This window comes from Pseudomonas sp. PK-RTE-24, assembly GCF_054052265.1.
Window position 1 is genome coordinate 5,309,646 of the sequence record NZ_CM133224.1, and the last position, 13,606, is coordinate 5,323,251.

Here is a 13,606-nt window from a genome sequence, read left to right on the forward strand (position 1 = left end):
ATGAAAGTGCGACTGACGTTCCTCGCCGCCAGCCTGTTGCTGGCAGCCTGCAGCAGCCCGGCGCCGCGCCTCGACAGCGGCGTGCAACCACCGAGCGCGTGGCAGTCCGCCGACAGCCATGGCGCGCTGCAGAGCAATCGACAATGGTGGACGCAATTCGGCAGCCCCGAGCTGGCGCGACTGGTCGAACAGGCGCGGCTGGGCAGCTACGACCTCGCCGCCGCCGTGGCACGGGTCAGACAGGCCGAGGCCAGCGCAACCATTGCCGGCGCCCCGCTGCTGCCCGAACTCAAGGCCGGGCTGAACGCCAACCGGCAGAAACTGATCCACGGCAAGGGCTACAGCCAGTTGGATGTCAGTCCCGAGAATCGCTCGCTGGATTATTACGATGCCGAGCTCAGCGCCAGTTACGAAATCGATTTCTGGGGCGGCAAGCGTGCCGCGCGCGACAGTGCCGTGTTCGCTGTGCAGGCCAGCGAGTTCGACCGCGCCACCGTCGAGCTGACCTTGCTCAGCGGCGTCGCCAACAGTTACACCCAGGCCCTGGCCCTGCGTGAGCAGGCGCGCATTGCCGAACTCAATCTGAAAAATGCGCAGAATGTGCTGCATCTGGTGCAGACCCGTTTCGACGCCGGCAGCGCCACCGCGCTGGAACTGGCCCAGCAGAAAAGCCTGGTGGCTGAACAACAGCGTCGCCTACCGCTGGTGCAACAACAGGCCCGCGAAGCACTGATCAGCCTCGCCGCCCTGCTCGGCCAACCGGTGCAAGCGTTGCCGTTGCCCGAGCAATCCTTCGCCCAATTGCACTGGCCGGACATCGCCAGTGGCGTGCCGAGCGACTTGCTCAGTCGGCGTCCGGACATTGCCAGCGCCGAGGCCAGACTGGCGGCGGCGCAGGCTGATGTCACCGTCGCCCGCGCCGCGATGCTGCCGAAAATCACCCTGACCGCCAGCCTCGGCAGCGGCGCCGACCTTGCCGCCGACCTGCTGCGCACGACGTTCTACAACCTGTCCTCGGGGCTGACCGCGCCGATCTTCAACAACGGCCGCCTCAGCGCCGAACGCGACAAGGCCAAGGCGCGGCAGGATGAACTGCTGGAGACCTATCGCGGGGCAATCATCAACGGCTTCGCCGACGTCGAAAAAGCCCTCAGCAGCATTCGCGGCCTCGACGAACAACGGCAATGGCAAAGCGAAGAACTGAACCAGGCACAGACCGCTTTCGACATCGCCCAGAGCCGCTACCAGGCCGGCGCCGAAGACCTGCTCACCGTCCTGCAAACTCAGCGCACGCTATATGCGGCGCAGGACATGAACGTGCAACTGCGCCTGTCGCGGTTGCAGGCGAGCATTGCCTTGTACAAAGCGCTGGGGGGTGGTTGGGAAGTGATCTAAGGGCGATGCGTCGACTGAACTGACGCCTTCGCTGGCAAGCCAGCTCCCACAGGGATCAGGGTAAATCTGCTGTTCATTCGTATCTTTGAGATAGCTATCGCGAGCAGGCTCGCTCCCACAGAAAAGCAAAGCAGCGCAGCTGCCCGCGGCGAAGCCGCCCCACTCAACAATGAGCGTTAGCTCGAGTGCTTTTGATCTTGATCTACCGGCGACGTCGGAAGGCTGAGCGGAGGGATTGATCCGGGCGTGGGAGCGCAGCGACCGTCTGGCGCAGCCAGACACAGCGGAAGGAGGTGCAGCGAAGCAAACCGTAGCCGCTGCGCCCGGATCGATCCCGCAGCGAAGGAACCCGAGCCTGCGAGGGCCGAACGCAGGAGCAAGCGTTTTTTTGCTTACTTTTTTTAGGCGTTTGTAAAAAAAGTGAGTCGCCGTAAGGGCGAAACCTTAGGTAGTCGTTACCGCAGCGATGGATATGTACTCACTCAAAATGCCCCCACCGCCCCAAAAAAAGCCTCCGCGAGCAGGCTCGCTCCTACAAGGGATTGCGACCAATTCAGAGTGTGTGTTGAACCAATCTAGAGCTGTCGGCCCTTGACCTTCAGGTGTCGCGCATACCAAGGGCGCTGTGGCACTTTGCGGAACAGCCCGGTCATGTTGTCTTCATCGCCGAAGGTGATGCGCAGTGCCAGTTTCATGGTCTCCGGGTCCATCTCCACTGAGCGTCCGACTTGCAGGCCGGGCACGGTGCTGCAGCCGTGGGTGTCGGGGCCGAGCCAGGGGTCGGCGACTTCCACCCAGCGTCCCGGTGCAAACCACGGCACGCCGTTGACTTCCAAACGACTCACTTCGCCCGGGTGAAAACGTTCATGGGCGCGGAACCAGTCTTCCAGGCGGTCATCAATCCAGCCATGGAAACGCCAGAACACCGGGTTTACATGGGAGGAAAACGGGTCGCCGAGAAAGTCGTTTTCCGGCGCATACCAGCGCGCGGCGAAGTCCGCCTGATCGCGCGCCATCGGCACCGGAATGTCGTTGGACGGATCACGCGCCACCGAGGCCCAGCGCATGTGCAGCCAGTCGTGCAGGCCCAGTTCGACTTCCGAACCGAACTGGCCAAGCGTCAGTTTCGACAAATAACGCGGATCACGGTACTGCGATTCCCAAACCAGAAAATTGCTCTGAAAAGTCTCCGCCGCTTTGATGTCGCTGACCCACTTGGTGTACTCGTCATCGCCCTCGGCCAGCCAGGTCGGCGGCAGGGAATTGCCGTCGTGATTGTCGAAATAACGCGCGAAGCCCTGGCGGTCCCGTTCCAGCTCAGGCTGCGGCTGCGGAAACGCCGGCCAGGAAGGCAAATCCTGCATCGAGCGGGCGATGCCGAGCATGTGCCGATGCATAAAGAAAAAATCCACGCCCGAGCCATTGCGATCCTTGCTTGGCCCACGGGCGTCGCGCTCTTTGTCACGCGGCCCGGGCTGCCAGCCGATGCCGCGCAGCGCTTCGCGTTTTTTCTCCGGGAGCTTGTGCCACTTGTCGCGGGTGGCGTGCCAGAGCTGGTGGAACAACCGATGCTCGGGCGCCACCAGCCAGGCCAACAGTTGCGGATTGAGCCCGGTGCGTTCGCGGGCTTCGGGAAAGCGTCGCTTGATGGCGATAAACTGATTGTCCAGCTCGGGCAACGCCAACGGCCGATCCAGGCGCAAGACCTGCCCGGTGAACGTGGCGCTGCCGGCATTGCCGAACGCCGCCCAGACCTCATCCAGTCTGACTTTGAATTCATACACCGGCGGTGCAAGTGGCGCATCGGTGCGCAGCAGGCGCCAATACATCTCGGCGCCGTTGCCCGGTGCCAGATCGCCAATCACTTGATAACGCACAGGCCCTTCGGCACGCAGATTCGCTCCGGTGTCGAGATAACCGCGCAGGCCGCGACCACGGTGGGCGATGTCGAGAAACAGCTCCAGGCCTTGCGCCGGCAAACCATCAAGCCCGGCCGCCGCACCGGTAAAGCGAATGTCCCAGACCCCACGCAAATTGTCCGCCAGCTGTTGCCCGGCGGTGTCCGCCAGATCGACCGTGGCCTCGCCCGGGGTGATCGGAAACTCCTCGCGGGTCAATTCACGATGTGCATAAAAAGCGGCAGGCAGCGCGGCGCCCGTGAGTGCCATGCCCGCCATGAACCAGCGTCGAGAGATCGTCATTGCCCTACCTGTGTCAGCCATGAAGCAGGCTTTATCCAAGCTAGAACGTTTGCTCGGCGGGGAAATTTACGCCGCCGGCAAAACATCCCTGCGCCGCTGCCGGGCATTTGTAACGCGCGCCTAAATTAGCCCTGCGGCCACTCGTTCTTCCCAGATAGCAAAGGCCCCTGCGCCTGTACCTCGACGGCGAACCTGAATGAGATGGCAATGACAAAACCGCGTTGGAAAAAGGCTCTATTCATCGGCCTGCCGCTGGCCCTGGCGATCAGTGCCGGCGCAGGATTTCTGGCCTGGGATTACTGGAACAACCCCGGCTATCCGGTGAAGGTGATGAAACAGGCGACGGAGTTGCAGGATCGCCTGCTGTCGTTCGACAGCCACATCACCGTACCGCTGAGTTTCGGCAGCCACGACCACGAAGCCGACAAGGATGGCTCGGGCCAGTTCGACCTCATCAAGGCCAATCGCGGACGCCTGTCCGGCGCGGCGCTGACGGTGTTCGGCTGGCCGGAAATGTGGAACGGCCCGAACGCCCCGCACCGTCCCACCGAGGGCTTTGTCGAAGAGGCGCGCAACCAGCAGGAAGTGCGCTACAAGATCATTTCCGGGATCGTCCGCGACTTCCCCAATCAGGCCGGCATCGCCTACACGCCAGATGATTTCCGCCGCCTGCACGGCGAAGGCAAGTTTGCGATTTTCATCAGCATGCTCAACGCCTACCCGCTGGGCAATGACCTGAGCAAGCTCGACCTGTGGGCCGGGCGCGGCATGCGCATGTTCGGTTTCAGTTACATCGGCAACAACAGCTGGGCCGACTCGTCGCGGCCGCTGCCGTTTTTCAATGATTCGCCCGACGCCCTCGATGGTCTGTCGGACATCGGCAAACAAGCGGTGCAGCGCTTGAACGATCTGGGCGTGATCATCGATGTGTCGCAAATGTCGACCAAGGCCCTCGAGCAAGTCGCCGAACTGAGCCGCACACCGCTGGTGGCCTCGCACTCGGCGCCCCGGGCGGCGGTGGATATCCCGCGCAACCTCAGCGACAAAGAACTGCAACTGATCAAAAACAGTGGCGGCGTGGTGCAAGTCGTCGCCTTCTCGCAATACCTGAAACCGCTGACCCAGGGCACGCAGGACAAACTCAATGCGTTGCGTGCGCGCTTCGATCTGCCGCCACTGCCCAATCTGGCCATGGCACTGATGCCGGGCGATCCGATCATCACCGCCTGGTCGGAACAGAAGCTCGGCCAATACGCCAGCGGCCTCTACGCGATCCTCGAAGAAGAACCGAAAGCCACCCTCAAGGACTTCGGCGACGCCATCGATTACACAGTGCGCAAGATCGGTATCGACCACGTCGGTATCGCCTCGGACTTCAACGACGGCGGCGGCATCAAGGGCTGGGAAAACGTCGGCGAGATTCGCAACGTCACCGCCGAACTGCTGCAGCGCGGCTACTCCGAAGCGGACATCGCCAAGCTCTGGGGCGGCAACTTCATGCGCGTCTGGGATCAGGTACAAAAAGCCGCGAAACCGGCGCTGGCGTCGCGCCAGAAGGTGGCGCGACCATGACCGATCGTCGCACTTTCCTCAAGCAGGCCGGCCTGCTCGCCGCCGCCCTGCCCCTGGGCGCCAGCCTGACTACACCGGCGGCCGTCGCTGCCGTGCCGACTGCCTCGCGGGACAAATGGGCGCAGTTGCGTCAAATGTTCGATCAGGATCCTCAGGCGATTCACTTCGCCAATTTCCTCGTCACCTCGCACCCCAAACCGGTGCGCGAAGCGATCGAACGCCATCGCGCGGCGCTGGATCTGAATCCGGGTCTGGCGATGGATTGGGATCTGGGCGTCACCGAGAAGCGCGAAGAAAACGTGCGCCACTGGGCCGGCCAGTATCTGCAAGCCAAACCGGCGCAGATCGCCCTGACCGGCAGCACCACCGAAGGCCTGGCGATGATCTACGGCAGCGTGCAGGTGCGCGCGGATCAGGAAATCCTTACCACGGTTCACGAGCACTACTCGACGCGCAATATTCTCGATTTCCGCAGCCGGCGTGACGGCACGCGCGTGCGCAAACTCAAGCTGTTCGAAACCCCGCAGAGCATTTCTCTGGATCAGGTGCTCGACACGATCAATCGCAATATCCGCCCCGAAACCCGCGTGCTGGGCATGACCTGGGTGCATTCGGGCAGCGGCGTGAAGCTGCCGATCCGCGAAATCTCGCAATTGGTCGACGAGCACAACCGCCAGCGTGCCGATCAGGATCGGCTGATCCACGTGGTCGATGGTGTGCACGGTTTTGGCGTCGACGACTTGAGTTTCCCGCAGATGAACTGCGACTTTTTCATCGCCGGCACGCACAAGTGGATGTTCGGCCCGCGCGGCACCGGCATCGTCTGCAGCCGCACCGAAGAACTGAAATACGTCAGCCCCAGCGTGCCGACCTTCTCCGAGGCCACGGCCTTCTCGACCATCATGACCCCGGGCGGCTACCACGCCTTCGAGCATCGCTGGGCGCTGGACGAAGCCTTCAAGTTGCACCTGCAGCTGGGCAAAGCCGAGGTGCAGACGCGCATTCATCAGCTCAACAGCTACCTCAAGCAACGCTTGCAGGAGCACCGCAACATCGAATTGGTCACCCCGCTCGCCTCGCAGTTCTCCGCCGGTTTCACCTTCTTCCGGATCAAGGGCCAGGACAGCGATGAAGTAGCTGCCTGGCTGATGCAGAACCGGGTGATCTGCGACGCGGTCAGCCGCGACGTCGGGCCGGTGATTCGCACCGCGCCGGGCTTGCTCAACAGCGAAGCCGAAGTGGATCGCTTCATGGACATCCTCAGCACCAAGCTGCGTGCCTGACCCTCGACTGCCGTTTTCCTTTCAAAGAGACGACCCATGAAAAAGCCTCACGCGTCACTCCTCTCCAAAGCCCTGCCCGCACTGGCGCTAAGCGCCCTCTGCGCTGCCCTGTTGCCCGGCACCGCGCACGCGGCGACAGCACCCGCTGCGGGCAAAGTGTTCAAGGATTGCAAGGACTGCCCGGAAATGGTCGTGTTGCCGACCGGCAGTTACACCATGGGCACGCCGGACGATGAGGTCGGCCGCCAACCCGACGAAGGCCCGCTGCACACGGTGACGTTCAGCAAACCATTCGCTATCAGCCGCTCGCAGGTGCTGGTGGGCGAATGGGACGCCTATGTGCGCGAAACCGGCAACAAGCCCTACGACTTCGATGACCGCCCCGGCCGCCGCTGCACCGCCGGCAAGCCGGAATTCAAACAGACGCCCCGCGACCCGGCGGTGTGCATGAACGTCGCAGAAGCCCAGGGCTACATCGACTGGCTGTCGAAAAAGACCGGGCACGCCTATCGCCTGCAAAGCGAATCGATCCGCGAATACGCCGCCCGGGGCGGCAGCACCGGGCCTTTCCCGTTCCCGTTCGATGAGGGCAAGGATTACCAGATCTCCAAACACGCCAACACCTATGGCGCAGCCGACGGCTACAACTTCACCTCGCCGGCCGGCACCTTCCCGGCCAATGCGTTTGGCGTGTTCGACGCCCACGGCAACGTCTACGAATGGACCGCCGATTGCTATCACCCGGACTACTCCGGAGTGCCCGCCGACGGTCGCCCATGGACCCAGGAAAACTGCGAACGCCAGGTCATTCGCGGCAACGACTGGGGCGAGGCGCCGATCTTCTCGCGCTCGGGCAACCGCAACAGCAGCTGGCCGACCAGCAAGGGCGACTGGCTGGGCTTTCGCGTAGTGCGCGACCTCTGATCCCGCCCTCGACGAGCGCAGCCACGCCTGCGCTCGGTTAAAGAAACTCCGCGACCATTCGTTTTCCTTAAGTACCGGCACTCCCTCCGCATCGAAGCAGGAATCCTCCATGACCAAGCCTACGCGTGGGGCGATCAACGAATTGTTCGCCCTGCTCAAGCCCTTCCGCCTGATCGTCTCGGCGTCCATCGTGCTCGGCATGCTCGGCGGCCTGAGCGTCACCGTGCTGCTGGCGACCATCAACAACGCCCTGCATTCCGATGACGGCCTGACCCGCACCGTGGTGATGATCTTTGCCGGCCTCTGTGCCCTGGCCCTGCTGACCACGATCCTGTCGGACATCGGCACCAACTACGTCGGCCAGCACATCATCGCCAAACTGCGCAAAGAGCTGGGGGAGAAAGTCCTGTCGGCGCCGATCGACCAGATCGAACGCTATCGCAGCCATCGCCTGATTCCGGTGCTGACCCACGACGTCGACACCATCAGCGACTTCGCCTTCGCCTTCGCGCCGCTGGCGATTTCCATGACCGTGACCCTCGGCTGTCTAGGCTATCTGGCCATGCTGTCGTGGCCGATGTTCCTGATGATGCTGGTGGCCATCGCCATCGGCACCACCATCCAGGCCATCGCCCGGGCCAAAGGCATGCGCGGTTTCTACGCCGCCCGCGATTCCGAAGACGAACTGCAGAAGCACTACAACGCAATTGCCGAAGGCGCCAAGGAACTGCGCATTCACCGCCCGCGCCGCCAGCGCATGTTCGTCGCCGGCATTCAGAAAACCGCCGAGAAAATCTGCGACACCCAGATCAGATCGATCAACACCTTCGTCATCGCCAAGTCGTTTGGCTCGATGCTGTTCTTCGTCGTCATCGGCATGGCCCTGGCCCTGCAATCGCTGTGGCCGAGTGCCGACAAAGCGGTGATGAGCGGTTTCGTTCTGGTGCTGCTGTACATGAAGGGGCCGCTGGAGCACCTGATCAGCACCCTGCCGATCATCAGCCGCGCGCAGATTGCCTTCCGCCGCATTGCCGAACTCAGCGAACAGTTCTCCTCACCGGAGCCGCACCTGTTGCTGCAGGATCAGGGCAGCAAGCCAGCCGCCGTCAACAGCCTGGAACTGCGCAACGTGCGCTACGCCTTCCCGCCCGTGGAAGGCAGCGAGCCGTTCCGCCTCGGCCCGGTGAACCTGCGCATCGAACAGGGCGACATTGTGTTTATCGTCGGTGAGAACGGCTGCGGCAAGACCACGCTGATCAAATTGCTCCTGGGCCTGTACGCGCCGACCGAGGGCGAAATTCGCGTTAACGACAAGCCAATCACTGCGGTCAATCGCGATGATTACCGGCAGAACTTCACGACGATCTTCGCCGACTACTACCTGTTCGATGATCTGATTCAGGGCGATCGTGAAGTGCCGCAGGATGCCACCCGCTACCTGGAACGTCTGGAGATTGCGCACAAGGTCAGCGTGCGCGACGGCGCGTTCAGCACCACCGACCTGTCCACCGGCCAGCGCAAACGCCTGGCACTGGTCAACGCCTGGCTCGAAGAGCGCCCGGTGCTGGTGTTCGATGAATGGGCGGCGGATCAGGACCCGACCTTCCGGCGGATCTTCTATACCGAGCTGCTGCCCGACCTCAAGCGTCTGGGCAAGACCATCATCGTGATTTCCCACGACGACCGTTACTTCGACGTCGCCGATCAACTGGTGCGCATGGAGGCCGGCAAGGTCAAAAGCGAACTGCAAACCGCTTGATCGAAGCAGCCGCGACCGGGCCGGAGAAAAAACTTTTCCGGTTTGCCGCGGCTTCCTCGTCTTAATGAGATGAATAAGAACCATTAACAACTATACCTGCCAAGGTCTTAACCTCATGTCCGCATCCCGTTTCATGCTTCGCCCTCTGACTCGAGCCCTGCTGATGCACGGCGCGACCCGCACACGCCTGGCCGGTAGCGGCCTGGGTCTGGCACTGACCCTTGCAGCAGCGCCGTATGTCCAGGCCCAGGAATGGACCCTGAACATCCCGGCCCAACCGCTGGCCCAGGCCCTGCAAACCCTCGGTCAGCAGACCAGCCTGCAAATCATCTACAGCCCGGAAAGCCTGCAAGGCCTGCGCTCCAGCGCCCTCAATGGCCGCTATCAGGATGACGAGTCGCTCAAGGCCATGCTCAGCGGCACCGGCATCCGCTATCAGCGTGACGGCAACACCGTCACCGTGCTCGGCCCGGCCACCAGCGGCAGCGCGATGGAACTGGCGCCGACCAACGTCAACGCCAACCGCCTCGGCGCCACCACCGAAGGCAGCAACTCGTACACCACCGGCGGCGTGACCATCGGCAAGGGCGTGCACTCGCTGAAGGAAACGCCGCAATCGGTCACGGTGATGACCCGCAAGATGCTCGATGACCAGAACCTCAACACCATCGAACAGGTGATGGAGAAGACCCCGGGCATCACCGTCTACGACTCGCCAATGGGCGGCAAGTATTTCTACTCGCGCGGTTTCCGCATGACCGGCCAGTACCAGTACGACGGCGTGCCGCTGGACATCGGCAGCAGCTACGTGCAGGCGGACAGTTTCAACAGCGACATGGCCATCTACGACCGCGTGGAAATCCTCCGCGGCGCGGCGGGCATGATGAAGGGCGCCGGCGGCACCGCCGGCGGCGTCAACTTCGTGCGCAAGCGCGGCCAGGACACCCCGCACACGCAACTATCGCTGTCGGCCGGCACCTGGGACAACTACCGCGGCCAGGTCGACACCGGCGGCCCGCTGAACGACGCCGGCACTGTCCGTGGCCGCGCCGTGGTGACCCAGCAGACCCGTAAGTATTTCTACGACGTGGCTGAACGCCGCGACCAGATCTACTACGGCGCCCTGGACTTCGACCTCAGCCCCGACACCACCCTCGGTCTGGGCATGGCCTATGAAGACGTCGACGCCACCCCGTGCTGGGGCGGCCTGCCGCGCTACGCCGACGGCTCCGACCTGCACCTGAAACGCTCCACCTGCCTGAACACCTCGTGGAACAACCAGCGCAGCAAACGCGCCACCTACTTCGCCGACGTCAAACACCAGTTCAACGATGACTGGTCGCTGAAAGTCGCCGGTGTGTACTCGCGCAACACTCAGGACATGGAATATTCCTTCCCGAGCGGCACAGTGCCATTGGGCGCCACCGCCACCAACACGCTGATGCTCGGCAGTACCTATGACTACGATCAGCGCGACTACGGTTTCGATGCTTACGTCGATGGCAAATTCGACGCCTTCGGCCAGCAGCACGAACTGATCGTCGGCGCCAACGCCAGCCGTTCGCACAAGGACGACTTCTATGCGGTGGCCGCGTTGCCACAGCGCCAGAACGTGTTCAACCCGAACCACAACATCCCGCAGCCGGATGAAAGCTACTACCTGGCCAACGCCTCCCGTGGCGGCCCGGTGGACATGCACATCAAGCAATACGGCGCCTACTCGATCGCCCGCCTGAAACTCGCCGACCCGATGACCCTGGTACTCGGCAGCCGGGTCAGCTGGTACAAATCCGACACTGACTCGGTGCAGTACTTCCGTGGCGAAGGCACCGAGGTCAACACCCAGTCCACCGAAACCGGCCAGGTCACGCCCTTCGCCGGCCTGCTCTACGACCTCAACGACAACCTGACCGCCTACGCCAGCTACACCGACATCTTCACCCCGCAAGGCTCGTACAAAACCATCGACGGCAGCACGCTCAAGCCGCTGATTGGCCAGAGCTACGAGCTGGGGATCAAGGGTGAGTGGTACGACGGTCGTCTGAACACCACGTTCAACCTGTTCCGCACCATCCAGAAAGATGCGGCCCAGGATGACCTGCGGTGCGAAGACAGTTCGTGCCAGATCAACTCGGGCAAGGTCCGCGCCCAGGGCTTTGAAGCTGAAGTCAGCGGTGAAGTGATCGACCGCCTGCAACTGTTGGCCGGTTATACCTACACCCAGACCAAGGTGCTGGAAGATGCCGATGCCACTCAGGATGGCGCGGTCTACAACTCTTACGTGCCGCGTCACCTGTTGCGCGTCTGGGGTGATTACGCCCTGAGCGGGCCGCTGGACCGTGTGACGATTGGTGCGGGGGTCAATGCGCAGACGGGCACCTACCGGGTTTCGCCTCTGGGCGGCGACAATGTCGATGGCGCGGGTTATGCGGTCTGGAACGGTCGCATTGGTTATAGGATTGATGACACCTGGTCGGTGGCGTTGAACGGCAACAACCTGTTCGACAAGCGTTATTACGCGACTATTGGTACCGAGGGGTTCGGTAACTTCTACGGGGATCCGCGCAATTTTGTGATGTCGGTGAAGGCTGATTTCTGATTTTTTGATTTGAGCTGTGAGAGAGCCCCGCATTGTGAGATGCGGGGCTTTTTGGTTTTTGGTTTTTGGTTTTTGGGATTGGGGATTGGGGGGCATATCCGTTGCTGCGGTGAAGGCTACTTAGGGTTCCGCCCTTACGGCGGGTCACTTTTTCCAAACGCCGGAATGCCGGCCCAGCGAAAAGTAACCAAAAAGGCTTTGCCCCGGCGTACGGCCCGCTCGCTGGGGCTCGGGGTACCTTCGTTACGGGACCGATCCGGGCGCAGCGGCTCCGGTTGGCTTCGCTGCACCTACACTCGCTGTGTACGACTGCGTCGTACGGTCGCTGCGCTCCCACCCCCGGATCGATCCCGTAACGAAGCCTGCCGAAGGGGCAAAAGATCAAGAGCCAGAGCAAAAGCCCCTCACCCTAGCCCTCTCCCGAAGGGAGAGGGGACTGACCGAGGTGTTCAGGCGAAATACGCCGACTTGCGATATCGAGTCGAATGCAGATTCTGAAAAGCCCGCAAATCGGCTCCCTCTCCCTCGGGAGAGGGCTGGGGTGAGGGGCGAATCCAACACAGATCCAAAGCAGACCACACGCTTTTCACCACTCAACAATGAGCGTTAGCTCGAGTGCTTTTGATCTTGCTTTTGATCCACCGGCGACGTCGGAAGGCTGAGTGGAGGGATTGATCCGGGGGTGGGAGCGCAGCGACCGTTTGGCGCAGCCAAACACAGCGAGTGTAGGTGCAGCGAAGCAAACCGGAGCCGCTGCGCCCGGATCGATCCCGCAGCGAAGGAACCCGAGCCTGCGAGGGCCGAACGCAGGAGCTAGCGTTTTTTGCTTACTTTTTTTGGCGCTTGTAAAAAAGTAAGTCGCCGTAAGGGCGAAACCGCCAGCAGCAACACCAAAAAAAACGGATATTCACCCCATCCAAAAAGCCCGCGCAAGCGCCCCACCCACCCTCGAATAAACCTGCAGAACCCCAGGCACCACCGCCCCCAACCGCAACAAATCATGAGTCAACCCGGCACAAATCTCGACCTCGACCTCAACCCCCTGCCCACGCAGCCTGTCGACATAAGCCTGCCCCTCATCCAGCAACGGATCAAACCCCGCCAATACGACAATGGCCGGCGCCACCCCACGCAAATCCTCCGCCAGCAACGGCGAAAAACGCCAATCCAGATAATCCTCCGGCCCCCGCGCGTAGTGCTGATAAAACCACTCCAGCGTGTCGTTCTCCAGCAGGTACCCCTCGCCAAACAACAGCCGCGAATCATGCACCCGCGAAGCATCGGTCACCGGATAACACAACAACTGCGCCTTCGGCGCGATAGCCACCGTGTGCGGCTGCCGCACCGCCTGAATCGCCAGCACCGTCGCCAACGTGGCACCCGCGCTGTCGCCACCAAACGCAACGCGCGAACCATCCAGGCCGAGGCTCGCAGCCTCTTCGGCCAGCCAGGCCAAAGCGTCCTCGCCATCCTCCAGCGCTGTCGGAAAGCGATGCTCCGGCGCCAGTCGATAACCGACCGAAAGCACCGCACACGGCGTGCGCTGACAAAACTCGCGGCAGACGCCGTCGTGGGAATCCAGACTGCCAACGACAAATCCGCCACCGTGGAAATACACCAGCACCGGCAGCGGCGATTCAACACCGCTGGGCCGATACAAACGTAACGCCAGCGCCGCACCGTCACGGGCCTGTGTTTCGATCTCGGTGACTTCAACATCCTGCGGCGCCGGCCAGCGCAGTTGCGCGGTGGTCTGCTCGAAGGTGGCGCGGGCCTCGCTCGGGGTCAGTTGGTGCATGGCCGGCAGGCCGGCGTCCTGGCTGTCTTGAGCGAGGTCGAGGAAAGCTTCCAGATCAGGGTGTAACGACATCGT

The 13,606-nt window shown here is 62.3% G+C and carries 8 protein-coding genes; 6 read left to right on the forward strand and 2 right to left on the reverse strand.

All coding sequences use genetic code 11. The features are described from left to right. Positions 1 to 1,395, forward strand: coding sequence for an efflux transporter outer membrane subunit (locus ACV8MC_RS23940; protein WP_457263769.1), 1,395 nt, complete (start codon positions 1 to 3; stop codon positions 1,393 to 1,395). A 575-nt stretch (positions 1,396 to 1,970) separates the two neighbouring features. On the opposite strand, the gene pvdP is transcribed toward ACV8MC_RS23940, so the two are convergent. Beyond that, positions 1,971 to 3,596, reverse strand: a complete 1,626-nt coding sequence (gene pvdP, locus ACV8MC_RS23945; RefSeq protein ID WP_457263770.1) for a pyoverdine maturation tyrosinase PvdP — start codon at positions 3,594 to 3,596, stop codon at positions 1,971 to 1,973. Between the two features lie 207 nt (positions 3,597 to 3,803). Between pvdP and pvdM the strand changes: the two genes are divergently transcribed. The 5 genes from pvdM (at position 3,804) to ACV8MC_RS23970 (ending at position 11,733) form a co-directional block, all read left to right on the forward strand. Continuing rightward, positions 3,804 to 5,168 (forward strand): pyoverdine-tailoring dipeptidase-like protein PvdM, encoded by a 1,365-nt coding sequence (gene pvdM, locus ACV8MC_RS23950; protein WP_457263772.1) that lies wholly within the window; start codon positions 3,804 to 3,806, stop codon positions 5,166 to 5,168. Next, positions 5,165 to 6,451, forward strand: a complete 1,287-nt coding sequence (gene pvdN / locus ACV8MC_RS23955) for a pyoverdine-tailoring periplasmic protein PvdN (protein ID WP_457263773.1) — start codon at positions 5,165 to 5,167, stop codon at positions 6,449 to 6,451. Before pvdM ends, pvdN begins: the two co-directional genes overlap by 4 nt. A gap of 36 nt (positions 6,452 to 6,487) precedes the next feature. After that, positions 6,488 to 7,375 (forward strand): dihydropyoverdine dehydrogenase, encoded by an 888-nt coding sequence (gene pvdO, locus ACV8MC_RS23960; RefSeq protein WP_457263774.1) that lies wholly within the window; start codon positions 6,488 to 6,490, stop codon positions 7,373 to 7,375. A gap of 109 nt (positions 7,376 to 7,484) precedes the next feature. After that, entirely contained in the window at positions 7,485 to 9,134 is a 1,650-nt protein-coding gene (locus ACV8MC_RS23965; RefSeq protein WP_073474054.1) for a cyclic peptide export ABC transporter, read from the forward strand. Between the two features lie 115 nt (positions 9,135 to 9,249). Further along, entirely contained in the window at positions 9,250 to 11,733 is a 2,484-nt protein-coding gene (locus tag ACV8MC_RS23970; RefSeq protein WP_177327015.1) for a TonB-dependent siderophore receptor, read from the forward strand. A 907-nt stretch (positions 11,734 to 12,640) separates the two neighbouring features. Here ACV8MC_RS23970 and ACV8MC_RS23975 read toward each other — a convergent pair. Continuing rightward, positions 12,641 to 13,603: an alpha/beta hydrolase fold domain-containing protein gene (locus tag ACV8MC_RS23975; protein ID WP_457263776.1), complete on the reverse strand. Its 963-nt coding sequence runs from the start codon at positions 13,601 to 13,603 to the stop codon at positions 12,641 to 12,643. Positions 13,604 to 13,606 lie beyond the last annotated feature (3 nt).

What these genes read in the sequence shown, in the direction of transcription:
- ACV8MC_RS23940 (WP_457263769.1), top strand. Translation starts at nt 1, where the DNA reads ATGAAAGTGCGACTGACGTTCCTCGCCGCCAGCCTGTTGCTGGCAGCC.
- pvdP (WP_457263770.1), bottom strand. Translation starts at nt 3,596, where the DNA reads ATGACGATCTCTCGACGCTGGTTCATGGCGGGCATGGCACTCACGGGC.
- pvdM (WP_457263772.1), top strand. Translation starts at nt 3,804, where the DNA reads ATGACAAAACCGCGTTGGAAAAAGGCTCTATTCATCGGCCTGCCGCTG.
- pvdN (WP_457263773.1), top strand. Translation starts at nt 5,165, where the DNA reads ATGACCGATCGTCGCACTTTCCTCAAGCAGGCCGGCCTGCTCGCCGCC.
- pvdO (WP_457263774.1), top strand. Translation starts at nt 6,488, where the DNA reads ATGAAAAAGCCTCACGCGTCACTCCTCTCCAAAGCCCTGCCCGCACTG.
- ACV8MC_RS23965 (WP_073474054.1), top strand. Translation starts at nt 7,485, where the DNA reads ATGACCAAGCCTACGCGTGGGGCGATCAACGAATTGTTCGCCCTGCTC.
- ACV8MC_RS23970 (WP_177327015.1), top strand. Translation starts at nt 9,250, where the DNA reads ATGTCCGCATCCCGTTTCATGCTTCGCCCTCTGACTCGAGCCCTGCTG.
- ACV8MC_RS23975 (WP_457263776.1), bottom strand. Translation starts at nt 13,603, where the DNA reads ATGTCGTTACACCCTGATCTGGAAGCTTTCCTCGACCTCGCTCAAGAC.